General features: G+C 73.8%; 21 protein-coding genes. 16 read left to right on the top strand and 5 right to left on the bottom strand.

Going from position 1 to position 22,441, the window contains the following annotated elements:
* Positions 1–141: 141 nt before the first annotated feature.
* Entirely contained in the window at positions 142–756 is a 615-nt protein-coding gene (locus ACFXGN_RS17085) for a DUF5134 domain-containing protein (protein ID WP_384859372.1), read from the bottom strand.
* Positions 757–928: 172 nt separating this feature from the next.
* Here ACFXGN_RS17085 and ACFXGN_RS17080 point away from each other — a divergent pair, with 172 nt between their 5' ends.
* The 8 genes from ACFXGN_RS17080 to ACFXGN_RS17045 all read left to right on the top strand — a co-directional run bounded on the left by ACFXGN_RS17080 (position 929) and on the right by ACFXGN_RS17045 (position 7,769).
* On the top strand, positions 929–1,480 hold the full coding sequence (locus ACFXGN_RS17080; protein WP_384859369.1) for a GNAT family N-acetyltransferase: 552 nt from the start codon (positions 929–931) through the stop codon (positions 1,478–1,480).
* A gap of 156 nt (positions 1,481–1,636) precedes the next feature.
* Positions 1,637–3,043: a DUF6421 family protein gene (locus tag ACFXGN_RS17075; RefSeq protein WP_384859366.1), complete on the top strand. Its 1,407-nt coding sequence runs from the start codon at positions 1,637–1,639 to the stop codon at positions 3,041–3,043.
* 35 nt (positions 3,044–3,078) lie between these two features.
* Positions 3,079–3,840 (top strand): SDR family NAD(P)-dependent oxidoreductase, encoded by a 762-nt coding sequence (locus tag ACFXGN_RS17070; protein WP_384859363.1) that lies wholly within the window; start codon positions 3,079–3,081, stop codon positions 3,838–3,840.
* Positions 3,837–4,916: a threonine aldolase family protein gene (locus ACFXGN_RS17065; protein WP_384859361.1), complete on the top strand. Its 1,080-nt coding sequence runs from the start codon at positions 3,837–3,839 to the stop codon at positions 4,914–4,916. The genes ACFXGN_RS17070 and ACFXGN_RS17065 overlap by 4 nt, the downstream gene beginning before the upstream one ends.
* Positions 4,917–5,196: 280 nt before the next feature.
* Positions 5,197–5,406, top strand: a complete 210-nt coding sequence (locus tag ACFXGN_RS17060) for a hypothetical protein (RefSeq protein WP_384859360.1) — start codon at positions 5,197–5,199, stop codon at positions 5,404–5,406.
* Positions 5,407–5,534: 128 nt separating this feature from the next.
* On the top strand, positions 5,535–6,179 hold the full coding sequence (locus ACFXGN_RS17055; RefSeq protein WP_384859357.1) for a restriction endonuclease: 645 nt from the start codon (positions 5,535–5,537) through the stop codon (positions 6,177–6,179).
* 166 nt (positions 6,180–6,345) lie between these two features.
* Positions 6,346–6,864, top strand: coding sequence for an adenylate kinase (locus tag ACFXGN_RS17050; protein WP_384859355.1), 519 nt, complete (start codon positions 6,346–6,348; stop codon positions 6,862–6,864).
* A gap of 212 nt (positions 6,865–7,076) precedes the next feature.
* Positions 7,077–7,769: a B3/4 domain-containing protein gene (locus tag ACFXGN_RS17045; RefSeq protein ID WP_384859353.1), complete on the top strand. Its 693-nt coding sequence runs from the start codon at positions 7,077–7,079 to the stop codon at positions 7,767–7,769.
* 21 nt (positions 7,770–7,790) lie between these two features.
* Here the strand turns inward: ACFXGN_RS17045 and ACFXGN_RS17040 are convergent, their stop codons facing one another.
* A complete protein-coding gene (locus ACFXGN_RS17040) occupies positions 7,791–8,513 on the bottom strand; it encodes a lysophospholipid acyltransferase family protein (RefSeq protein WP_384859350.1) in 723 nt (240 codons plus the stop codon).
* 330 nt (positions 8,514–8,843) lie between these two features.
* Here ACFXGN_RS17040 and ACFXGN_RS17035 point away from each other — a divergent pair, with 330 nt between their 5' ends.
* From ACFXGN_RS17035 to ACFXGN_RS17010, 6 genes are all read left to right on the top strand, one after another.
* The gene (locus ACFXGN_RS17035; RefSeq protein WP_384859347.1) at positions 8,844–9,167 is read left to right on the top strand and encodes a TlpA family protein disulfide reductase; all 324 of its coding nucleotides are present in this window, start codon (positions 8,844–8,846) and stop codon (positions 9,165–9,167) included.
* A gap of 197 nt (positions 9,168–9,364) precedes the next feature.
* Positions 9,365–9,889 (top strand): flavin reductase family protein, encoded by a 525-nt coding sequence (locus ACFXGN_RS17030; protein WP_384859344.1) that lies wholly within the window; start codon positions 9,365–9,367, stop codon positions 9,887–9,889.
* A gap of 201 nt (positions 9,890–10,090) precedes the next feature.
* Positions 10,091–10,876 carry an electron transfer flavoprotein subunit beta/FixA family protein gene (locus tag ACFXGN_RS17025; RefSeq protein ID WP_384859342.1) on the top strand — a complete coding sequence of 262 codons (786 nt, stop codon included), beginning with the start codon at positions 10,091–10,093 and terminating at the stop codon, positions 10,874–10,876.
* Positions 10,877–10,964: 88 nt separating this feature from the next.
* Positions 10,965–11,927, top strand: a complete 963-nt coding sequence (locus ACFXGN_RS17020) for an electron transfer flavoprotein subunit alpha/FixB family protein (protein WP_384859339.1) — start codon at positions 10,965–10,967, stop codon at positions 11,925–11,927.
* Positions 11,928–12,101: 174 nt separating this feature from the next.
* Entirely contained in the window at positions 12,102–13,391 is a 1,290-nt protein-coding gene (locus ACFXGN_RS17015) for a DUF6986 family protein (protein WP_384859337.1), read from the top strand.
* 115 nt (positions 13,392–13,506) lie between these two features.
* Positions 13,507–15,612 (top strand): protein kinase, encoded by a 2,106-nt coding sequence (locus tag ACFXGN_RS17010; RefSeq protein ID WP_384859336.1) that lies wholly within the window; start codon positions 13,507–13,509, stop codon positions 15,610–15,612.
* Positions 15,613–15,952: 340 nt separating this feature from the next.
* Here the strand turns inward: ACFXGN_RS17010 and ACFXGN_RS17005 are convergent, their stop codons facing one another.
* Complete coding sequence (locus tag ACFXGN_RS17005; RefSeq protein WP_384859333.1) at positions 15,953–16,987, bottom strand: LacI family DNA-binding transcriptional regulator; 1,035 nt, start codon at positions 16,985–16,987, stop codon at positions 15,953–15,955.
* Positions 16,988–17,196: 209 nt separating this feature from the next.
* Here ACFXGN_RS17005 and ACFXGN_RS17000 point away from each other — a divergent pair, with 209 nt between their 5' ends.
* Together ACFXGN_RS17000 and ACFXGN_RS16995 are read left to right on the top strand one after the other, a co-directional pair.
* A complete protein-coding gene (locus tag ACFXGN_RS17000) occupies positions 17,197–18,243 on the top strand; it encodes an ROK family protein (RefSeq protein ID WP_384859330.1) in 1,047 nt (348 codons plus the stop codon).
* 312 nt (positions 18,244–18,555) lie between these two features.
* Positions 18,556–19,590, top strand: coding sequence for an NUDIX domain-containing protein (locus ACFXGN_RS16995; protein ID WP_384859328.1), 1,035 nt, complete (start codon positions 18,556–18,558; stop codon positions 19,588–19,590).
* Positions 19,591–19,872: 282 nt separating this feature from the next.
* Here the strand turns inward: ACFXGN_RS16995 and ACFXGN_RS16990 are convergent, their stop codons facing one another.
* Together ACFXGN_RS16990 and ACFXGN_RS16985 are read right to left on the bottom strand one after the other, a co-directional pair.
* Entirely contained in the window at positions 19,873–20,553 is a 681-nt protein-coding gene (locus tag ACFXGN_RS16990; protein ID WP_384859325.1) for an MBL fold metallo-hydrolase, read from the bottom strand.
* Between the two features lie 88 nt (positions 20,554–20,641).
* The gene (locus ACFXGN_RS16985; RefSeq protein WP_384859324.1) at positions 20,642–22,006 is read right to left on the bottom strand and encodes a dipeptidase; all 1,365 of its coding nucleotides are present in this window, start codon (positions 22,004–22,006) and stop codon (positions 20,642–20,644) included.
* Positions 22,007–22,441: the final 435 nt, after the last annotated feature.

Genomic DNA, 22,441 nt, shown 5'->3' with positions numbered 1-22,441 from the left:
TCGTCGGAGAGTCGTCGGAGAGTCGTCGGAGAGTCGTCGGAGCGCGTGCGGAGGGCTGTCGGTGGGCCGCCGCCGGTCGGCCACCGGCGTATTTCGATGGACTTCGGTGAACTTCGACGGGTTCGCGAGGTTCCGGCCCGATCAGAGCGTCAGCAGCATCGCGACCGTCACGAGCGCCATCGAGAGCCTGCACGCCAGCGCCAGCTCCGGCCGGGTGATCCAGCCGGTCCCGGCGCCCCCGGCCCCCACGGTCCCGGCCCCCGCGCCCCCCGTGCCGACGCCGGTACCGGCCGGTACCGCCACCGGGACGAGCCGGGTGCCGGTGTGGAGCACGTACACCCCGTAATAGAGGAGCAGGACGCCGGTGAGCGGGGGGAGGCCGCCCGCCGTGACCGCCGAGTGCCCCGCGTGCGCCCCGGGGCCCGCCGACGTCATCGCCACCGCCATGTAGACCATGGCGAGCGAGCCCACCAGATGGTGCGCGTGATGGCTGCCGTGCCGCCCCCCGAACAGTCCGGACAGCCCGTGCAGGGCCGCCGCGCCGAACACCGCCGCGTACACCGCCCAGCCCCACTCCGGCCGGGTGAGCACCGCCGCGGGCAGCGCCATGGAGGCCATGCCGAAGCCCATCAGGGCCTCGCCGCCCGCCGCCCGCCGGGCCGCGCCGACGCACACCCGCGTCCGCAGCAGGCAGTACACCCCGGTGGCCGTGCACAGTGCGACCATCAGCCACCCGGACAGGGCCGCTCCGTGCACGGCGCACCTCCCCTCGGCTCGGTCCGCTCCCCGGAGGGATGCCCGCCGCCGTCCGCACACACGCGGGCGCACGGACGCGCACAGGCGTACGGAAGGGGGGGAGGAGGGGGCGCGTTAGGCTCGGGCTGGTCGCGCACCGCGATCGTCAGCGCCCGAGGGGAGCCCCGCACACATGGACACCGCCACGTCGCAGGAGACCGGCCGGATCACCTATCGGGAGGCGGTCGTGGACGACGTCCCGGCCCTCGTCCCGCTCGTCGAGTCGGCCTACCGGGGCGACGCCAGCCGGGGCGGCTGGACCACCGAGGCGGACCTCCTCCAGGGGCAGCGCACCGACCCGGCGGGGGTGGCCGCCGTGATCACCGCGCCCGGCAGCAGGCTCCTGGTCGTCGAGCGCGACGGCGAGATCGTCGCCTGCTGCCAGTTGGAGCACCGGGGCGAGGCCGCGTACTTCGGCATGTTCGCCGTCCGCCCGGAACTCCAGGGCGCGGGTCTGGGCAAGCGGATCATCGCGGAGGCCGAGCGCCGGGTCCGCGAGCTGTGGGACGTGCGGGAGATGCACATGACGGTGATCTCCGTACGGGAGGAGCTGGTCGCCTGGTACGAGCGCCGCGGCTACCGGCGCACCGGGCGGATGACGCCGTTCCCGTACGGCGACGAGCGTTTCGGAGTGCCCCAGCGCGACGATCTGGAGTTCGAGCTCCTGGTGAAGCCGCTGGTCTGATCCACCCGGCGGAAGGGTGGCTTCAGCCCTTCGAGACAGGAAAAACTTCTGTTGAGAGGGGGGTCGCGCAGGATAATTTCTCTTGGCCCTCTTGTGGTGAAGAACCGTCGATGGTTACGGTGTCTTAACGCGAGGTTCTCCTGTGGAGGAAGTGGCATGACGGAAATTCTTGTGCAGGACGTGACCGGTGGAGGGATAGCCACCGCAGCCAGGGTGGTCGATCACCCCGCCTGGCCCGAGCTCAAGAATGCCGTGGAGGAGATCCGCACCTGGCAGAGCGCGGACGGCTCCATCGACTTCGAGCGCGAGGACGCACCCGCCCGCGCGCTCGCCGAGCTGACCCTCGACCGCGTCACCACCGCGGTCGAGCGGCTCTCCCCGCTCGTCCCGCACGACGGCGCCTACCACCTGGCCCTCGTCGCCGACCTGCGCAAGTGGGGCGGGAGCGGCTTCGCCGTCCCGGACTTCCTGGACTCGCTGCTCGCCTTCCACCCGGCCGCCGACCGCGCCGACGGGCTCCAGCACCTCGTGCTCTTCCCGATGTACACGCAGAACGGCAACCCGGACCGCAACCTCGAAGCCGTCGTGCTCCGCATGGTCTGGCCCGAGTGGCTCTCCGAGCTGGAGCGCACCCGCTACGACAACCCGCTCTTCTGCGGCATCACCTTCGAGGACTTCACCTCCGGGTACGACACCAACTCGGCCGTCCTCTTCCCGGAGACCATCGCCGTCCGCGAGGCCCCCGAGCGCTTCACCTGGGGCGGCATCTTCTGCGACCGCGAGGCCGCCCGCTTCCGCAAGGTCACCGAAGCCGCCGTCGACATCCTCGGCATCGAGCTGCCCGCCGACATCGCCGCGATGATCGACGACCAGACCCGCTGCGAGCAGGCGTTCGTCCTCTGGGACATGGTCCACGACCGCACCCACAGCCACGGCGACCTGCCCTTCGACCCCTTCATGATCAAGCAGCGCCAGCCGTTCTGGATGTACGGCCTCGAAGAGCTCCGCTGCGACCTCACCGCCTTCAAGGAGGCCGTGAAGCTGGAGGCCGAGGGCAACGCGCACGGCCGTGACGTGCAGTACGCGGTCCTCTTCGACCGCATGTTCCGCTTCCCGCTCTCCGGCGACCGCAACCGCAACTACGACGGTCTGGGCGGCCAGCTCCTCTTCGCGTACCTCCACAAGAACGACGTGGTGCGCTGGACGGACAACACCCTCAAGATCGACTGGCAGCGGGCCCCCGAGGTCACCAACCGCCTCTGCGCCGAGATCGAGACCCTCTACCGCGACGGCATCGACCGCCCGAAGATCGTCCACTGGTTCAAGGCGTACGAGCTGGTCTCCACCTACCTCTCCCCGCACCCGGGCTCCACCTGGGCCAAGGGCCCCGACGCCCTGGACCTCTCCCTCCCGCCGCGCAAGCTCGTCGACGACGTGCTTCCCGACGAGTTTCCGCTCAGCATGTTCTTCGAGGCCCTCGCCAAGAAACTGAAGGGCGTGATCGCCGAGACCAAGGGGATCACCGCCGCCGACGTCCCGAGGCACGAGCGGGCCGCCGCGTGAGCGCGCGCACCGAGAACACGGAGGAGACGTCGACCATGAACACCGACGGAAACGGCGGACCGCTCGACGGCGCCGTCATCGCGGTCGCCGGAGCGGCCGGCCCGGCGGGCCGCGCCACCCTGCTGCGCCTCGCCGAGGCGGGCGCCACGGTGGTCGCGTCCGACGCCGACCCGGAGCGGCTCGCGGAGGCCGTCGACGCCGCGGGCTACGCCCACGGCGGAGCCAAGGTCGTCGGCGACACCGTCGACCTCCTCGACCTGGCCGCCACCCGCGACTGGGCCGCCAAGACCGAGAAGGAGTTCGGCCGCGTCGACGGCCTGGTCCACCTCGTCGGCGGCTGGCGCGGCAGCCCCTCCTTCACCGAGACGGACCTCGCCGACTGGGACTTCCTGGAGAAGCTCCTCATCCGCACCGTCCAGCACACCTCCCTCGCCTTCCACGACGGCCTGCTGCGCAGCGGCGGCCGTGGCCGCTACGCCCTGATCAGCCAGGTCGGCGCGCACAAGCCGCTGGCCAACAACGCCGCGTACAACGCGGGCAAGGCGGCGGCCGAGGCCTGGACCCTCGCCATGGCCGACTCCTTCCGCAAGCTCGGGGGCGACGACGGCCCGCAGGCGGCGGCTGCGATCCTGGTGATCAAGGCATTGGTGCACGAGGCCATGCGCGCCGAACGCCCCAACGCGAAGTTCGCGGGCTTCACCGACGTCGGTGACCTGGCCGACGAGATCGTCGGCCTGTGGGACAGGCCCGCCCAGGAAGTGAACGGACAGCGTCTGTGGTTGACCCCCAAGCCGTGACCGCGGCCCTCGGCCCCAGGACCGACGCACGGCGTCGCCACGACCCGTCGGTCCGGGGCTTCGCCAGCGACAACTACGCCGGAGCCCACCCCGAGGTCCTCGCCGCCCTCGCCCTCGCCAACGACGGCCACCAGGTCGCCTACGGCGAGGACCAGTACACCGAGCACCTCCAGCGGATCATGCACAGCCACTTCGGACCCACCGCCGAGGCCTTCCCGGTCTTCAACGGCACCGGGGCCAACGTGACCGCCCTCCAGGCGCTCACCGACCGCTGGGGCGCGGTCATCTGCGCCGAGTCCGCCCACATCAACGTGGACGAGGGCGGCGCGCCCGAGCGGATGGGCGGCCTCAAGCTGCTCACCGTCCCCACCCCGGACGGCAAGCTCACCCCCGAGCTGATCGACCGGCAGGCCTGGGGCTGGGACGACGAGCACCGGGCGATGCCGCAGGTCGTCTCGATCACCCAGAACACCGAGCTGGGCACCGTCTACACGGTGGACGAGATCCGCGCCATCGTCGAGCACGCCCACGGCAAGGGCATGAAGGTGCACCTCGACGGAGCCCGGATAGCCAACGCCGCCGCCTCCCTCGACGTCCCGATGCGCGCCTTCACCAACGCGGTGGGCGTCGACGTCCTGTCGTACGGCGGCACGAAGAACGGGATGCTCTTCGGCGAGGCCGTCGTCGTCCTCAACCCCGACGCGGTCAGCCACATGAAGCACCTGCGCAAGCTGTCCATGCAGCTCGCGTCCAAGATGCGCTTCGTCTCCGTCCAGCTGGAGGCCCTCCTCGCGAAGGACCTGTGGCTGCGCAACGCCCGCCACTCCAACGCGATGGCGCGGCGGCTCGCCGCCGGGGTGCGAGAGCTCGACGGGGTGGAGATCCTCTACCCGGTGCAGGCCAACGCGGTCTTCGCCCGGCTGCCGCACGAGGTGAGCCGACGGCTCCAGGAGCGGTTCCGCTTCTACTTCTGGGACGAGGCCGCCGGGGACGTGCGCTGGATGTGCGCCTTCGACACCACGGAGGACGACGTGGACGCCTTCCTCCAGGCGCTGAAGGAAGAACTCGCCCGCTGACACCCCGGGCACATGGACGGAACGACGAGGGGCGGACCACCACGGCGACCGTGGCGGTCCGCCCCTCGTCGTTCCGTCCGGTGGCCCGCCCTCCTCGTCGCTCCGCGTCTGACCGACCCGACCCGCTCTGACCTGTGGGAACGGGTGTCCGGGCGGCAACCGGACAGTGTCGGCGGGGTTCACGCCATCGTGCGCGGACCCGCTGCGGCCGGGGGACGCGGTCGGCTGCACTGGTTCCGGGCCGCCCCGGAGCGGCGGGGCGAGTGGAAGCGGGTCTCGCATGATGACGATCAACGTGGCCGTGCTCCTCGCGGTCGTCGTGGTGATGCGGCTGCGCCGCAGGACACAGGCCAGGAGCCGGGTAGAGGAGCGCAACACCGCGCTCCTCGTGCTCGTCCTGGGCATCCTGATCGCGCCCACCCCGCTGGGCCAGGGCGTCTTCCACGGGATCGGCCAGTTGGCCCGCGGTGTCTCGGGGGCGGGTTCATGAGCGGCCGGGCCCGGCCGGGCCCCCGCAGGTCTCCCGCCGGGCGCCGCTCGACGCCGCCCCGCCCCCGCCGTCCTCCTCGCCGACGGCCCGCGTCCGGACGCCGTCCGGTGCCCCGGCGGCGCGGGCGGGTGTCCGGCGGAGAACGCGCCGGACTGCTCCTCCTGCTCCTGGCCCTGCTGTGGGGCCTGGTCGCCGGAGCACTGCGGTGGCTGGCCGCGCATCCCTGGGTCCCGGGAGTGCTCCTCCTCGCCGTGGCCGCCGCCGGTGGGGCGTGGGCGCACCGGCGACGGGAGGCGGCCCGCCGGGACCGGGAGCGGGAGCGGGGACTGCGCTACGCGCTGTCGTCGATCGACGCCCTGCACCACCGGCAGTTCGAGGAGGCCGTACGGGACCTGATGCGCCGCGACGGCTGTCCCGGTGCGGTCCGGGTCGGTGGGGCCGGTGACAACGGCGCCGATGTGAAGGCGACCGACCCGTTCGGCCGTCTGTGGGTGATCCAGTGCAAGCACCGCAGGGCCGGACTGGCCGGTGCGGCGGTCGGGACACCGGATCTGCACGTCCTCAACGGGACCGGACGGCCCGTCCACCACGGCGATGTCGTCGTGCTGGTCACCAACGGCCGTTTCACGGGCAAGGCCGTCGAGTTCGCCCGCTCCCAGCGGCTCCATCTGGTGGACCGCCACCTCCTCGCCCGGTGGGCCGCCGGTTCCACGCCCCTGTGGGAACTGCTGGGCACGGTCCCGTCCCCGCGCCGCCCCTCGTCCGGCTCCTGAGCCCGGTGGACACGGTGAGGAGGCCGGGCGAGGGGGTCCGGCGAGGGGGCCCCCGCGGTCCGCGAGGGGGTCCGGCGAGGGGGCCCGTGGTCCGCGCGGAGGTCAGGCGAGGGGCCCCGTGGTCCGCGCGGAGGCCCGCCCGGGCCGCCGGGATAGGGTGCACCCCGTGGAACGGATCTTGGTGGTGGGCGTCACCGGCGCGGGCAAGTCCACGCTCGCCCGGACCCTGGGCGCCCGTCTGGACCTGCCCCGTCACGAGATGGACGCCCTGCGTTACGACGGTCCCGGCTGGGCCGTCAGCCCCCGGCTGGCCGAGACCGTGTCGGCTCTGGCCGCCGGACCCCGCTGGATCGTCGACTCGCCGGGGAGCCCCGAGGTCCGCGAGCCGCTGTGGGAGCGGGCCGACACCGTGGTCTGGCTCGACTACCCCCGACGTGTCGTGATGCCGAGGGTGCTGCGCCGGTCCCTCCGGCGCAGCCTCACCCGGGAGGTCCTCTTCGGCGGCAACAGGGAGACCTGGAAGGACTGGCTGAGCCGGGAGCACCCGGCCCGGTGGTCCTGGTCCCAGCACGGAGCCCGCCGCCGGGAGATCGGGCTCCTCGTCCGCGACCCCCGCTTCGCGCCTCTCGACACCCTCCGCTTCGGCCGTCCCGAGGACACCGCGACCTGGCTCGCGTCGCTCTGACCGGGCCGACGGGCGGCGCGCCGCGGGGATGCGGGTCCCGGGGGAGGGGCGCGTACGGACCACAGGATCAGTCCATCGTGATGTACCATCCAGTGCTCTATAGTGAACTGCACCGGTCGTCTACCGACGTACTACGCGCCGCACCCGACCGGACCCCTCTGGCGGACGCTCCCCACCGAGCCCCGCACCCGGACACCGGCGAACGGCGGATCATGACCCTCACGCTCACAGTCTCCGACGAGGTGCGCACCCTCGCGCCCGGCTTCACCCATCTCCTCGTCGAAGCCCGCGGACTGGTCAACGGGCCCAGCGACGAGGCCAGTTCGGCGCTCCTCGACGAGGCCGCGCGACGGCTCGCCGAGCGCCTCGACGGCCGGAGCCCCGACCAGGACCCGCACGTCGCCGCCTGGCGCGCCGCGTACACCGCGTTCGGCACCAAGCCCTCCCGCACCCGCAACTCCGCGGAGGCGCTCGCCCGCCGCGCGCTCGCGGACGGCGGACTGCCCCGCATCAACCGGCTGGTCGACGCCTACAACGCGGTCAGCGTGGCCCATCTGATCCCGGTGGGCGGCGAGGACCTGGGGCGGGTCCGGGGCGCCATGAGCCTGGTGCGGGCCACCGGCGACGAGCCCTTCGTCACCATGGCGGGCGGCGTGGAGACGGTCGAGCACCCCGAGCCCGGCGAGGTCGTCTGGCGCGACGAGGAGGGTGTCACCTGCCGCCGCTGGAACTGGCGCCAGGGCCCCCGCACCCGCATCGACGACGACACCACCGACGCCTTCTTCCTGCTGGAGTCGCTCGCCCCCATGACCCGGGACGAGCTGCTCGCGGCGGGCAGGGAACTGGCGGAGTCCCTGGAGAAGCTCAGCCCCGGCGCCCGGATCACCGTCGGTGACCCGGAGTGACCGGGGGCCGCTCCGGTCGGCTCAGCCCGCTTCCTTGACCTGCGCGGGCGTCGGAGCCGTTCCTCCGAGGTGCGCGGGCACCCACCAGGTGTCGTCCGCGCCCTTCGGGCGGACCGGGTAGGCGCGCTGGGCCGCCTCCAGGAGCTCCTGGACGCGCTCGCGCAGCCGTCGGGTGATGGCGCCCGCGTACTGGTCGGCGGGCGCTTCCAGGGGCTCGCCCACCCGGATCGTCACCGGGATGTGGCTCCGCCGGAAGTTCCTCGGGCGGCCCTTCGTCCAGACGCGCTGGGTACCCCACAGGGCCATCGGGACGAGCGGGACGCCCGCCTCCTGCGCGAGCCGCGCCGCACCCGTCTTGAAGCTCTTGAGGGTGAACGACTCGGAGATCGTCGCCTCCGGGAAGACTCCGACGATCTCGCCGGCGCGCAGCGACTCCAGGGCGTGCCGGTAGGCGTGCTCGCCCTGCGACCGGTCCACCGGGATGTGCTTCATGCCGCGCATCAGCGGTCCCGAGACCTTGTGCCGGAAGACGGAGTCCTTCGCCATGAAGCGCACCAGGCGCTTCTGGGGGAGGGCCGCGAGGCCCGTGAAGATGAAGTCGAGGTAGCTGATGTGGTTGCTCACCAGCACCGCTCCGCCGGTCCGCGGGATGTGCTCGGAACCCTGGATGTCGATCTTCAGGTCGAGTGCTTTGAACAGGGTGAGCGCGGCACCGACGACCGGTCGATAGACGAGTTCTGCCATCGGAGAGGAACCTCTTCTTCGTCTGCCTGGGGAGGGTCTCCCGGCGAAGTTACGCGGCCGTAGGTTTTCGGCTTTGGGCAGATCGTGCCCCATGTGGGCCGCCGTGACCAGTCCAGGCGGCTTCGTACAGGGAGATTCTCGTCACTCGCGGTGGTCGTGGCGGGAATGGGACGGTCCCGTGCGACGCTGCACGGGAGAGCGCGGGTGCGTACGCGCGCGGGAGAGCCGCCCGCACCGGCATCGGCCCCTTCCCGCACGGGCCCACGCGCGCGGGAAGGGGCGGAGGAGACGCGCGGGAAGTCCGGAGAATCGACAGGGAAGGCGGAGGGGATGACCGAGGGGACGACCGAGGTCCTGGATCCGGAGGCGCTGGGCGCCCCGCTGGGGGAGCGGGCGACCCTCGTCCAGTTCTCCACGGCTTTCTGCCAGCCGTGCCGGGCCACCCGGCAGACCCTCGCCGAGGTCGCCGCCATGGTCCCCGGCGTCGGGCACGTGGAGATCGACGCCGAGGAGCGGCTGGCACTCGTCCGCGCGCTCGGTGTCACCCGCACCCCGACCGTCCTCGTCCTCGACGCGACGGGCCGGGTCGTCCGGCGCGCCGCCGGACAGCCGCGCACGGCGGACGTCATCGCCGCGCTCGGGCGGGCGCTCTGACGCCGTGACACTCCTCCCACATCGCGGTACGCACTTGACTGCACGCGGCAACGATCGTCACCCTGACGGAGTGCCCCCAGAACTCCTTCTCTACGGCCGGACCCATGTGGACCTGGCCCGCAACGCGAGCGCGCGCTGTCCGGGTGTCTGACGACCCCAGGACACCTCCCATGCCGCCCCCGCAGAAGGACAATTCCATGACGGTCTCGCCCGAGCTCCGTACCGTTCCCACCATCGGCGCACCCCGGTCCGCCTCTCCCGACCTGCTCCGCTCCGTCTTCCGCAGGCACGCGGCGGGCGTCGCCGTCGTCACCGCGCACGGCGAGCGCCCGGTCGGTTTCACCGCGACCTCGCTCAACTCCGTCGCCGCCGAGCCCCCGCTGATCTCCTTCGGGGTGGGCACCTCCTCCTCCAGCTGGCCCGTACTGGCCGAGGCCGAGCACATAGGCGTCCACATACTCGGCGAGCACCAACAGGAGCTGGCCGCCACCTTCGCGCGCAGCGGGGCGGACCGCTTCGGCGAGGACACCCGCTGGAGCGTCGGCCCCGAGGGCGTGCCCGTGCTCGACGGGGTGCTCGCCTGGCTGGTGTGCCGGATCGTGGCACGGGTGCCCGCGGGCGACCACCGGATCGTGATCGCGCAGGCCGTCGCGGGCGACCCCGAGGGCGCGGGCCGTCCGCTGCTCTACCACCACGGGCGCTTCAACGCGCTGCGCGACTGAGAGTTCCCGCGCGCGCCGCTCTCCGCGCGTTGGGCAGATCACACGCCTGAGCGCTTGCTCATGGGTCACGAACTGGGTGTACTGACGAGTAATATTCCGGTCGGGGCGTCCGGCGCCCCGACCGGGAACCCGCCCTCCGGGCGCCTATGCTGCGAGCAACAAGGCAGCCGAGTTAGTGACGATTGCAGTAGGAGAGCCGGCGTGAGCTTGAGGATCGTTGTCTGTGTGAAGTACGTGCCCGACGCCACCGGCGACCGGCACTTCGCCGATGACCTGACCGTCGACCGCGAGGACGTCGACGGTCTGCTGTCGGAGCTCGACGAGTACGCCGTCGAGCAGGCGCTGCAGATCGCCGAAGAGGCCGACGACGCCGAGGTCACCGTGCTCACGGTCGGCCCCGAGGACGCCAAGGACGCGCTGCGCAAGGCGCTCTCGATGGGCGCCGACAAGGCGGTCCACGTCGAGGACGACGACCTGCACGGCAGCGACGTCATGGCCACCTCGCTGGTCCTCGCCAAGGCGATCGAGAAGACCGGCTACGACGTGGTCATCGCGGGCATGGCCTCCACCGACGGCTCGATGGGCGTCCTCCCGGCCGTCCTCGCCGAGCGCCTGGGCGTCCCGCAGGTCACCCTGCTCTCCGAGGTCAAGATCGAGGACGGCAAGGTCACCGGCCGTCGTGACGGCGACACCGCCTCCGAGCAGCTGGAGGCCTCCCTCCCGGCGGTCGTGTCCGTGACCGACCAGTCCGGCGAGGCGCGTTACCCCTCCTTCAAGGGCATCATGGCGGCCAAGAAGAAGCCGGTCGAGTCCCTGGACCTGTCCGACCTCGGCATCGAGGCCGACGAAGTGGGTCTCGAAGGCTCCTGGACCGCGGTCGACTCCGCCGCCGAGCGTCCGGCGCGCACCGCCGGAACGATCGTCAAGAACGAGGGCGAGGGCGGCAAGCAGCTCGCCGGCTTCCTCGCGGAGCAGAAGTTCATCTAGGACTCGGTCAGCCGGGCCGGGGGCACCCTCCCGGCCCGTGCGAGCCCTTCAGACCGCCCCTTTTTCGTTCGCAGGAGATTGAAGTCCCATGGCTGAGATTCTCGTCTACGTCGACCACGTCGACGGAGCCGTCCGCAAGCCCACCCTGGAGCTGCTGACCCTCGCCCGCCGCATCGGCGAGCCGGTCGCCGTCGCCCTCGGCAACGGTGCCGCCGACACCGCCGCCGTCCTCGCCGAGCACGGCGCCGTGAAGGTCCTGACCGCCGACGCGCCCGAGTTCGCCGACTACCTGGTCGTCCCGAAGGTCGACGCCCTCCAGGCCGCGTACGAGGCCGTCTCCCCGGCCGCCGTGCTCGTCCCGTCCTCCGCCGAGGGCAAGGAGATCGCGGCCCGCCTCGCGGTCCGCGTCGGCTCCGGCATCATCACCGACGCCATCGACCTGGAGGCCGGTGACGAGGGCCCGGTCGCGACGCAGTCCGCGTTCGCCGCCTCCTTCACCACCAGGTCCCGTGTCTCCAAGGGCACTCCGGTCATCACGGTCAAGCCGAACTCGGCCCCCGTCGAGGCCGCCCCGGCCGCCGGTGCCGTCGAGGCCCTCGCGGTCTCCTTCGGCGCCCTCGCCACCGGCACCAAGGTGACCGCCCGCACCCCGCGCGAGTCCACCGGCCGCCCGGAGCTGACCGAGGCCGCGATCGTGGTCTCCGGCGGCCGTGGTGTCAACGGCGCCGAGAACTTCGGGATCATCGAGGCGCTCGCCGACTCGCTCGGTGCCGCCGTCGGCGCCTCCCGCGCCGCCGTCGACGCCGGCTGGTACCCGCACTCCAGCCAGGTCGGCCAGACCGGCAAGTCCGTCTCGCCGCAGCTGTACATCGCCTCCGGCATCTCCGGCGCGATCCAGCACCGCGCGGGTATGCAGACCTCGAAGACGATCGTCGCGATCAACAAGGACGCCGAGGCGCCGATCTTCGAGCTGGTCGACTACGGCGTCGTCGGCGACCTGTTCGACGTCGTCCCGCAGCTGACCGAGGAGATCAAGGCCCGCAAGGGCTGATCTTCCCGCTCCGCAGGTCCGACCTGCTGTTCCGTACGGTCCGGGGGCCGCGTGGCGATCGTCGCCGCGCGGCCCCCGGCCGTTTCGGACACCCATTGACGGGAGTCCTGACCGACTACTAACTTCGCCATACGGATTGTTGATTCCGTGCAGCGGAAAACAGGAGGGTGTGGGATGGGTCAGCAGGAGAAGGTGTCGACGAGCCTCGCGGGCGCGGTCAGCGAGGGCATCAGCGCCTCCCTCGCCGCCGTGGACGCCGAGCTGGACCGCCGCTACCCCGGGGACCCCGGCACCCGCCAGCCCGTCCACACCGTGTACGTACCGGGTGACGTCTTCGACGCCGGAACCGTCCGCTCCTGGGGCGACCGGGCCCTGGCCGCCCTCGACGAGCACGCCCCCGACGCCGACTCCTTCGCCCGGGTCCTCGGCCTCCCCGACGCCCTCGCCCGGGACGTCCACGAGCGGGTGGTCGCCAAGCTCCGGCGCGAGCCCGTCGAGGACCTCCGCGTCGACTTCGAGGACGGCTACTCCGGCACCGACGAGGACCAGGACGCCGCCCGCGCCGCCCGTTTGATCTCCGAGGCGTACCGCGACGGCACCGCCGCCCCCTACATGGGCATCCGGACGAAGTGCATGGAGTCCGCCGTACGCGACCGGGGCCTCCGCACCACCGACGTCTTCCTCACCGGCCTCCTGGAACACGGCGGCCTCCCCGACGGCCTCGTCCTCACCCTCCCCAAGGTGACCTACCCCGAGCAGGTCTCCGCCTTCGTCCGCCTCCTGGAGGCCTTCGAGAAGGCCCACGGCCTCGACGCGGGCCGCCTCGGCTTCGAGATCCAGATCGAGACCAGCCAGTCCATCCTCGCCGCCGACGGCACCGCCGCCGTCGCCCGTATGATCGGCGCCGCCGAGGGCCGCGCCACCGGACTCCACTACGGCACCTTCGACTACAGCGCCTGCCTCGGCGTCTCCGCCGCCCACCAGGCCAGCGACCACCCGGCCGCCGACCACGCCAAGGCGGTCATGCAGGTCGCCGCCGCGGGCACCGGCGTCCGCGTCTCCGACGGCTCCACCAACGTCCTGCCCGTCGGCAGCACCGAACACGTCCACGAGGCCTGGCGGCTCCACTACGGCCTCACCCGCCGCGCCCTCGCCCGCGCCTACTACCAGGGCTGGGACATGCACCCCGGGCACATCCCCACCCGCTACGCCGCCGTCTTCGCCTTCTACCGCGAGGGCTTCGAGGCCGCGGCCGAGCGCCTCTCCGCCTACGCCAACCACACGGGCGGCGACGTCATGGACGAGCCCGCCACCGCCAAGGCCCTCAGCTCCTACCTGCTGCGCGGCATCGACTGCGGGGCCCTCGACACCGCCGAGGTCGACGCCCTCACCGGCATGGACCGCGCCGCGCTCGACCGCTTCGCCGCACCCCGCCGGGGCGATCTCACCGCTTCCGCCGAGTAGCCGAGAAGCCGTCCCGACCTGATCCATTCATGGACATGATCCGGCCAACTGCCCCGTACCCTGAACGAGTTCACGCGCGGTCCGCGCACATGCTCGACAGGGGAACGGGGCACCGGTGTCATCGGGGGAGAACGAGCGGCTCGCCGGCCGCTACAGAATCGTGCGCAGACTCGGCCGGGGCGGCATGGGGGTCGTCTGGCAGGCCGTCGACGAAGTCCTCGGTCGCGAGGTGGCCGTCAAGGAACTCCGCACCTACTCGGACGCCGCCGCGCCCGAACTGGCCGGTCTGCGCCTGCGGATGACCCGCGAGGCACGGGCCGCCGCCCGGGTCCGCCACCCCGGGGTCGTCGCCGTCCACGACGTCACCGAACACCAGGGCCGCCCGGTCATCGTGATGGAACTCGTCGACGGGCCCTCCCTCGACGACGTCCTCGGCACGCGCGGCCCCCTCGAACCCGCCGAGGCGGCCCGGATCGGCGCCCACGTCCTGGCCGCGCTCGCCGCCGCGCACGACGCGGGCGTGCTGCACCGGGACGTCAAGCCGGGCAACATCCTGCTCGACCGCTCGGGCCGGATCGTCCTCACCGACTTCGGCATCGCCACCATGGAGGACCCCGGCGACGGCTCCGCGACCCGTCTGACCCGCAGCGGCGAGATCGTCGGGTCCCTCGACTACCTCGCCCCCGAACGGGCCAAGGGCCTGGACCCGGGCCCCGCGTCCGACGTGTGGGCGCTCGGCGCGACCCTCTACGCGGCCGTCGAGGGCGCCTCCCCGTTCCGTCGTACGTCCACCTGGTCGACGCTCGCGGCCATCGTCGCCGACCCCCTGCCGGAACCCGTCAGGGCCGGACCGCTCGCACCGCTCCTGGGCCGCCTCATGGCGAAGGACCCGACGGCCCGACCCACGGCCAGGGAGGCGGCGGCCCTCCTGGCGGACGTCGCGACCCCGGAGGCGCCCGGCACCGGAGCGGGCGGACCGGCCGCCCCGGTCGCGGGGAGCCCGGTCACGGGGGATCAGGCCATGGGAAGCCAGGTCGTGGGAGGCCAGGTCGTGGTGGGTCAGGGCGCCCCTGACCCGCGCGTCTCCTCGCTGGGCGGGCCCGAGCCGACGGGATCCGGAGCGGGCCTGGCCGGGCCCGGCACCGTTCCGGCTCCTCCCGTCGGACCTGGGCCCGCGCCGGTCGGACCCGGTCCCGCGCCGGTCGGGCCCGACCGCGCCGCCGCCGATCCCGTGGCCTCCGGCACCCCGGCCGGTCACGGGCCGTCGCCGACCGGGCCGGGGGAGTACGGCTCCGTCCCGGCCGGTCCCGCCGTTCCCGGGGCCGTACGGCCGCCCGCCGGGGCGTTCGGGCCCGCTGTTCCGCCGCCCGGCTCCCCGGCCACGGCCCCCGGCGCGGACCGTACGGACGCGGTGACCGGGGCCAGGGCCGCGCGCCGCGCCGCCGCCGGGCCGCGCCGGGGGAACACGCTGGTCGCCGCCTCGGTGGTCGCGGTCCTCCTCGCCGGGGGCGGACTCACGTACGGACTCATGGACCGGGGAGGCACCGGGACCGGGGCCGTGGGCGAGGCGACCGGCGGCGGGGGCGGAGGCGGCGGCGGTTCCGAGGGCGGCGACCGGGGCCGGGTGCTCGACCCGGGCACCGGTGGGGCGCCGTCCCCGGGCCGTACCGGCACCGCCCGGCCCTCCACGGGGGATTCCGCCGCCCCCGCCCCGTCCTCCCCGGCGGACGGCACCGACCGGCCCGCGTCCGGGGGTCAGGAACCGGCGGAGGACCCGGACACCGGTACCGGCACCCCCGGGACGGGAACCGCCGGGTCCGGCGGCAGGAGCGGGGGCACGGGTACGGACACCACCCGCGCACCCGGCGGCGGCGCGGCCACGACGAAGCCGCCGTCCGGCGGTGGCACGGCCGCACCCACCACCGAGGCCCCGCCGCCCGCCCCGGGCTGTGTCCCGGCCGGTTCCTCCGCGACCTGCCAGGTGGTCAGGAGCGCCACGACCACCCGGCACGACGGCGGCGAGATGGGCACCGTGGGCGCGGGCCCGCACACCTTCTTCTGCCAGGTGGACCTGGACCACGGCGAGACGTACGGCGGGCGCTCCAGCCGCTGGTTCGCCAGGACCGACGACGACAGCGGCAACACCAACGTCTACCTCAGCGTCCTGCACCTCTCCGGCGGCGCGGGCGGCGGCCCCGTCGAGGGCCTGCGCGTCTGCTGAGAAGCGCACGGAGCGTGCGGAATGGGCGGATCGGGTGCTGGGCCCGAGACGGGACCGGCCCCTGGGGCGTGGCGGGTCCGGGCGTGGCGGGTCGCGCGGGTCCGGCGTCGCGGGCTCCCGTCGTGCGCGCCCGTCGTGCGGAGGAGACCGTGCGCCCGGCGCGGCCCAAGGGCGGGCTCGCCCCGGTGCCGCGTGCGGCCCCACCAGGTGCCCGCGCCCCGCGTACGGGCCCGCGCCCCGGGACCGGCAGGCGGTACGTCCTGCGTCCCCGGTCCCGGGGGACCCGTACCAGGGACGTGGCCCTTCGCCGCCCGGCCCCGCCCGGCCCGGCGGCGGGCCCTCAGGCGCCCGGCGGCGGGACCTCGCCGGAGCCCCGGGCCAGGAGCCTCGTGCCGAGGACCACCCGCTCCGGCGTCCCGCCCGCCCCCTCCAGCCGCCGGAACAGGCGCTCCGCCGCCGTCCGGCCGAGCGCGGCGGCGTCCTGCGCGATGACCGTGATGCCGAGCAGATCGGCGAGTTCGATGTCGTCGAACCCGACCAGGGCGACCGGGCGGGGGTGCTCGGCGAGGGCCCGGACGACCGTGACCGTGACCCGGTTGTTCCCCGTGAACACCGCCGTCACGGCCTCCGGACCCGTCAGCATCTTCCGTACCGCCGTACGCACCCGTCCCGGGTCGGTGGACCCCGGCGCGACCCAGGCGTCCCTGACCGGGAGGTCCGCGTCCTCCATGGCCGCGCGGTAGCCGCGCAGCCGCTCGGCCGCCGTGTGGATGCGGGGACGGTCCCCGATGAAGCCGATCCGGCGGTGGCCGTGGGCGATCAGGTGCGCCACGCCGTCCCTGGCCCCGCCGAAGCTGTCGGAGAGCACGGCGTCGGCGTCGATGCGGCCCGCCGGCCGGTCCACGAAGACGGTGGCGACGCCCGCCCTGATCTCCGGTTCCAGATAGCGGTGGTCGTCACCGGCGGGGATCACGATCAGACCGTCGACCCGGCGCGCGCACAGGGCGAGCGCCAACTCCTGCTCCCGGTCCGGGTCCTCGGCGCTCGACCCGTTGATCAGCAGGGCCCCGTGCGCCCGCGCGACCTCCTCCACCGCCCGGCTGAGCGGCCCGTAGAACGGGTCGGCGAGATCCTCCAGGACCAGGCCGACGGTCGCGGTGCGGCCCTTGCGCAGGACGCGCGCGCTGTCGTTGCGGCGGAAGCCGAGGATCTCGATCGCCTCCTGGACCCGCCGCTCGGTGTCCTGCGTCACCCCCGGTTCGCCGTTCACGACCCGGGACACCGTCTTCAGGCCGACGCCCGCGCGCGCGGCGACGTCCTTCATCGTGGGCCGGGTGCCGTAGCGGTGGTCGGGGCGGCGGGCGGTGTCGGCCACGTGCGCGATTCCTCCGTCGTGGGGCCGGGGACGTGCGGGCCTCCCGTGCGGGACGCCGGGCCGTCTCCCCGTGTCATCTCCCCGTGTCGTCTCTCCGGGCGGTCTGTCTCCGACCGAAGCATAGAACCTGGACAACGTTGTCACAGCGGGGGAGACTGTACGGAAGAGCGTCCCGCTTCCGTCCGTCGTCGACTGGAGACCCCGCGCCCATGCAGACCGATTCCGTCCCGGGCTCCACCGACGGCCTCGTCGTCGCCCTCGACATCGGCGGCACCAAGATCGCTGGCGCTCTGGTCGACGGCGAGGGCCGCATCCGGGTCCGGGCGCGGCGGCCCACGCCCGCGCGTGAGGACGGCGGAACGGTGATGCGCGCGGTCGAGGAGGTGCTGACGGAGCTCTCCGGTTCGCCGCTGTGGGACTCCGCGGGAGCCGTCGGCATCGGCAGCGCCGGGCCCGTGGACGCGCACCGGGGGACGGTCAGCCCGGTCAACGTGCCCGGCTGGCGGGACTATCCGCTGGTGGACCGGGTGCGGCGGGCGACGGACGGGCGGCCCGTCACCCTGGTCGGGGACGGCGTGGCCATGACCGCCGCCGAGCACTGGCTCGGCGCGGCCCGGGGCCACGACAACGCGCTGTGCCTGGTGGTCTCCACGGGCGTCGGCGGCGGTCTCGTCCTCGGCGGACGGCTGCACCCCGGCCCCACGGGCAACGCCGGTCACATCGGGCACATCGTGGTGGACCTGGACGGCGAGCCCTGCGCCTGCGGCGGACGCGGCTGTGTGGAGCGGGTCGCCAGCGGCCCCCACCTGGCCCGCCGGGCCCTGGACAACGGCTGGCGGCCGGGCCGGGACGGCGATGTCTCGGCGGCGGCGGTGGCCGCCTCCGCACGGGCCGGGGACCCGGTCGCGGTCGCCTCCTTCGCGCGGGCTGCGCAGGCCCTGGCGGCGGGCATCGCCGCCACGGCCACCCTCGTCGAGATCGACATCGCGGTCGTCGGGGGCGGGGTCGCGCGCGCGGGCGAGGTCCTCTTCGCCCCTCTCCGCCGCAGCCTCGCCGACTACGCCACCCTGTCCTTCGTCCGGGACCTGACGGTCGTCCCCGCCGTCACCGGCACCGACGCGGGCCTCCTGGGCGCGGCGGCGGCAGCCGGAGCGGGAACGATCGCGAGCGGGCCGGGGGCCGATGGGCCGGGGACGGCCGCCGAGGGGAGGGCGAGCGGCGGCCCGGGGACGGGAACGCCGTTGGTCCGGAGGTGAACGGCCCGGGAGTCTCCCCGGCTCCGAAGCGGGCGGCCGGGAGACGGGCGGCCGTACGGTGGGCGGCGGGGCCGGGAGCGCCGTCGTCCCGGAGGCGGGCGCCGGGCCGCCGACCGGCGTCGGCGCGGAAGCGGACACCGTGGCGGGAGCGATCCCCCTCACCGGGGTGAGCGCCGGGGCGCCGCCGCCCCGCCCCCGGCGAGCGACCGGAGGCACTCACCACACGCGCGCGTGTCTCCGGACAAGTGTTCGCGGGTTTCCGTGGCAGGGTGTTGCGGGCAAGCCACAGGGGGCCGTCGAAGAGGGGGAATCGTGATCGTCTGGATCAACGGTGCGTTCGGCGCGGGAAAGACCGCCACCGCACGCGAACTGGTCGAGCTGATCCCGAACAGCACGTTGTACGACCCCGAGACCACCGGCGGGAGCCTCCGGGCCCTCCTGTCGGCCAAACGGCTCGCGGAGGTCGAGGACTACCAGGACCTGCCGATCTGGCGGCGCCTGGTGGTGGACACGGCCGCCGCCCTGCTCGCCGAGACCGGTGGGGTCCTGATCGTGCCGATGACCCTGCTGCGGCAGGAGTACCGGGACGAGATCTTCGGCGGGCTCGCCGCCCGCCGCATCGATGTGCGCCATATCCACCTCTTCCCGGAGGAAACGATCCTGCGGGCGCGGATCGACGGGCGGGCCGACTACGGCGACCCCGAGACCGACGCCCGCGTCCGTGCCTGGTGCCACGGCCGTCTCGCGTCCCACCGCGCCGCCCTCGGCTGGCTCGCCGCCGACGCCTACGCCGTCGACACCTCGGAGCTGACCCCGCCCGAGGCCGCCCGGTCCGTCGCCGACGCGGTCCGGAGCGGCCTCGCCGCCCCCTGCGGGATCGTCCAGACCCCCGAGCCCACCCGGGAGACCCTCGCCGCCGGGGTCCTCCTCTTCGACGACCAGGACCGCTTCCTGCTCGTCGACCCGACGTACAAGCCCGGCTGGGAGTTCCCCGGCGGCGTCGTCGAGTCCGGCGAGGCACCGGCACGCGCGGGCGTGCGCGAGGTCGCCGAGGAGATAGGCATCGAACTCGACACCGTGCCCCGGCTGCTGCTCGTCGACTGGGAACGGCCCGAGCCGCCGGGCCACGGCGGGCTGCGCCTCCTCTTCGACGGCGGACGGCTCGGCCCGGCCGACACCGCGCGCCTCCGCCTCCCCGGCGCCGAACTGCGCGACTGGCGCTTCGTCACCGAGGAGGAGGCCGCGCACCTCCTGCCGCCCGTCCGCTACCGTCGGCTCCACTGGGCCCTGCGCGCCCGCGAACGCGGCACGGTCCTCAACCTGGAGGCGGGCGTCCCCGTCGGCTGACCGGCCACCGCCCCCCCCCAGCGCGAAGGCCGAGCGGCCGGTCGGAGAGGCTGGTACGAGCGGCCCGCCGGAGCGGTCGTCGGAGGGGCCGCCGTTCCCGCCCTGTCCACGTGACCGGTCCGAGGCGCTGGCCGGAGGGGCCGCCGCTCCCGCCCCGTCCGCGCGGCCGTCCGCCTCGCGCCGCATCCGCGCGGCCGTCCGGCCGGGGGCCACGCCCCACCGGGGACGTACCCGGCCACACCGTCCCACCGGGGCGTACCCCGGCCACCGTCCCACCGGGGGCTATCCGACGGCCGCCTTCAGCACGGCGGCCGTGTCCTCCGTCACCGGGGCGCCGTGGCCGCAGCACAGGAACGAGGGCTCCAGCCCGGCGAGGGTCCGCATCGACTCCATGGCCAGGGCCCGGTCCACATGGAACACCCCGAACGTCACCCCCCGCACCGACGCCACCGTGTCCCCAGTGAACAGCACGCCGTGGCGCGGCAGATGGACGGCGATCGAACCCGGTGTGTGCCCCGGCGTGTGGACCACCACCGCCCCGTCGCCGAACCCCAGCTCCTCCCCGTCCTCGACCTCCCGGTCGACCCGGGTCGGCGGCGCCTCCGGCACGGTCAGACCGTGCTGGAACAACGGGACCTCCCAGTCCAGCAGATCCGGTTCCGGCACAGGGGCCTCGCCCCGGACCACCGGCGCGTCGAGCCGGTGCGCGAGGATCTCGGCGCCGTACCGGTCCGCCAGTTCACCCGCCGCGCCCACATGGTCCCGGTGGCAGTGGGTGAGCACGATCCGCCGCAGCCGCTCCGGGTCGCCGCCCGCCCTCCGTATCGCCTCCGCCGTGCGGTCCGCCGTACCGGCCCAGCCCGCGTCGACGAGGGTCAGCTCGTCCCCGTCCCGCCATAGGTAGGACTGTCCGATGGAATGGTCGAGGAGGTGCAGTCGCGAAGTGATCCGGGTCGGTTCCATGGGGGCGAACCTATGCGTCCGCGCGGGTCCGCCCCATGGTTCTACGCTCTCGGCGAGCTTCGCCGAACGCTGAACCGGCCGCCGCCCGTCAGACCCGCTTCGAACGGGCGTAGTTGACCAGGAAGTGCGCCTCGGCCACGGAAAGGCGCTCCAGCTCCTCCGGCGAGACCGACTCGTTCGGCGCGTGGATCTGCGCCTCCGGCTCGCTCAGACCGATCAGCAGGATCTCGGTGTCCGGGTACAGCGTGGCCAGCGTGTTGCACAGCGGGATCGACCCGCCCATGCCCGCCGCCTGCATCTCCTCACCGGGGTACGCGATCCTCATCGCCTCCGCCATCGACGCGTACGCCGGGCTCGACGTGTCCGCCTGGAACGGCTGGCCCTGGCCGACCTGCTCCAGGGTCACCCGGGCGCCCCACGGCGTGTGCTTCTCGATGTGCGCGAAGAGCAGCTTCGTCGCCTCGACCGAGTCCTGGCCGGGCGGCACCCGCAGGCTGATCTGGGCGCGGGCGGAGGACGGGATCGACGGGGTCGCGCCCGCCACCGGGTGGCAGTCGACGCCGACCACGGTGACGGCCGGACGGGCCCAGACCCGGTCGGCCACCGTGCCGGAGCCCGGCAGACCGACGCCGGGGAGGACCTTCGCGTCCCGGCGGAAGTCCTCCTCCGGGTACTGCAGGCCCTCCCACACGCTGTCGGCGGGCAGCCCGTCGATCACGGTGGAGCCGTCGGGCCCGCGCAGCGAGTCCAGGATCCGGATCAGCGCGGCCAGCGCGTCCGGCGCGGCGCCGCCGAACTGACCGGAGTGCAGATTGCCCTCCAGCGTCTCCACCCCGACCCGGATCATCGTCATCCCGCGCAGGGTCGCCGTCACCGTCGGCAGGCCCACCCGGAAGTTGCCCGCGTCACCGATGACGATGGCGTCGGAGGTGAGGAGTTCGGGGTGCTGCTCGGCGTACCGCTCCAGACCGCCGGTGCCCTGCTCCTCGGAACCCTCGACGATCACCTTCACCGTCACCGGGACGCCGCCGTTCGCCTTCAGGGCGCGCAGTGCGAGCAGGTGCATGACCACACCGCCCTTGCAGTCGGCCGCGCCGCGCCCGTACCAGCGCCCGTTCCGCTCGGTCAGCTCGAACGGCGGGCTGAGCCACGCCGACTCGTCCAGCTTCGGCTGCACGTCGTAGTGCGCGTAGAGCAGCACCGTCGGCGCGTCCACCGGGCCGGGCAGAACGCCGTAGACGGACTGCGAACCGTCCGGGGTGTCGAGCAGCGCCACGTCCTGGAACCCCTCGGCGCGCAGGGCGTCCGCGACCCAGTTCGCCGCGCCCTCGCACTCGCTGCGGGGCGCCACCGCCTCGTCCGCCACCGACTCGAAGGCCACCAGCTCCGTGAGCTCGGCCTTGGCCCTGGGCATCAGGGACCGGACGGTCTCGGCGATCGGATTCGAGGTCATGGGCACGCTCCTGATGGGTGCGACGTTAAGACAAGAGGACGGCGATCGACGTATGTCGTGGTACGGCGAACGCACCGCCGATCCTACGGCGCGGGCCCCTGGCTACCGCGCCGTAGGATGCGTCAGGAGCAGACCACCGGTCGGATCAGGAGCAGAAGCACATCGTGAGCAGCGAGCACACAGAGAACGCCGGTCCGGAGCACACCGCAGAGCACACCGGCCCGGAACACACCGCGCCCGGCGGCGCGGCTCCTGACGGCGTCGGTGCGCGGGCGTCGGGGGACACGGACCCGGGCACGGTCCCGGACGGAGACGTGGACCGGGACGGGGACGGGGGCACGGACGCGCCGCTCGCCGGGGACCCGGCCGACGTCCCGGTCCCCGCGACGGCCCCGGGTGACGCCCCGTCGGACCCGGCGGGCGACGAGCCCGCCG

It is taken from the genome of Streptomyces sp. NPDC059247 (assembly GCF_042754005.1).
GTDB lineage: Bacteria > Actinomycetota > Actinomycetes > Streptomycetales > Streptomycetaceae > Streptomyces.
Note: the sequence above shows the minus strand (reverse complement) of the source record. Positions and strands in the feature narration are given on the sequence as shown.